Origin of the sequence: Amycolatopsis vancoresmycina, from assembly GCF_000716785.1 — a bacterium.
GTDB classification, from domain to species: Bacteria; Actinomycetota; Actinomycetes; order Mycobacteriales; family Pseudonocardiaceae; genus Amycolatopsis; species Amycolatopsis vancoresmycina.
In genome coordinates this window covers 1-982 of sequence record NZ_JNYY01000051.1, presented here as the reverse complement: position 1 = coordinate 982, position 982 = coordinate 1, and the positions used below count along the sequence as shown (strand labels likewise).

Sequence of the window (982 nt, the reverse complement as noted above, 5' to 3'; positions counted from 1 at the left end):
AGAGCCTGTCTTGGATCTTGGTTAGGTGGTCCTGGCCCGCTGTTTCTGGCGGGTCAGGCGCCTGGTCATGATAGTGATCATGGAGAGGTTGATGAAGGCTGCGGAGTGCTCGGGCAGGCGTTCGTAGTCGCGGACGTTGCGGCGGGCTTGGGTGATCCAGGAGAAGGTGCGTTCGACCACCCAGCGCCGGGGCAGGATGACGAAGGTTTTCTGACCGACGATTTTCTTGACGATGTCGAGTGTCATCCGCAGGGTGGTCTTGGCCCAGCCGACGAGGTCGGCGCTGGTGTAGCCGCCGTCGGCCCACACCCACCGCACGCCGCGGTGGGCGGCGTGCAGCGCGGGCAGCAGCAGCCGGGCGGCAGTGCGGTCTTGCAGGTTGGCCGCGGTGACCAGCACGACCAGCAGCAATCCTTGGGTGTCGGTGGCGATGTGGCGTTTGCGGCCGTCGATCTTCTTCCCGCCGTCATAACCGCGGCCGGCGCGGGCGACGGTCTCGGCGGCCTTGACTGACTGGGAGTCGATCACCGCCGCGCTCGGGGCGGGATTGCGTCCCGCTTTCACCCGGATCCTCTCCCGCAGCCGGTCCCGGATCTTCTCGAACACCCCGGCCTTGGACCAGCGGGTGAAGAACCCGTGCACCGTCTGCCACGGCGGGAAGTCCGGCGGCAACGCCCGCCATTTGATGCCGTTGTCGGTGACATAACGCAGCGCGTCGAGGATCGCGCGGCGGTGATGTTTCTCCGGACGGCCACCTGCCGCGGTCTCGCACGCGGGCGTGGGCAGCAGCGACTCCAGCAGCGCCCACTCGGCATCGCTGGTGTCGGAGGGGTAGCGACGCGGACGACAGCCCGCTGACGTGGCCTTACCGGCGGCAGGGTACAAAGAAGACCGGGCCTCTGCTGGTTGTGATCATGATGTGGTGTCTAGATCACTAGCAGAGGCCCGACCCATACCCACAGACGGCATCAAAAACAGGCTC

General features: G+C 66.4%; 1 protein-coding gene. It reads right to left on the bottom strand.

The window, feature by feature from the left end; all coding sequences use genetic code 11:
- Positions 1 to 21: 21 nt before the first annotated feature.
- A complete protein-coding gene (locus tag OO60_RS44260) occupies positions 22 to 885 on the bottom strand; it encodes an IS5 family transposase (RefSeq protein WP_051768030.1) in 864 nt (287 codons plus the stop codon).
- Positions 886 to 982 lie beyond the last annotated feature (97 nt).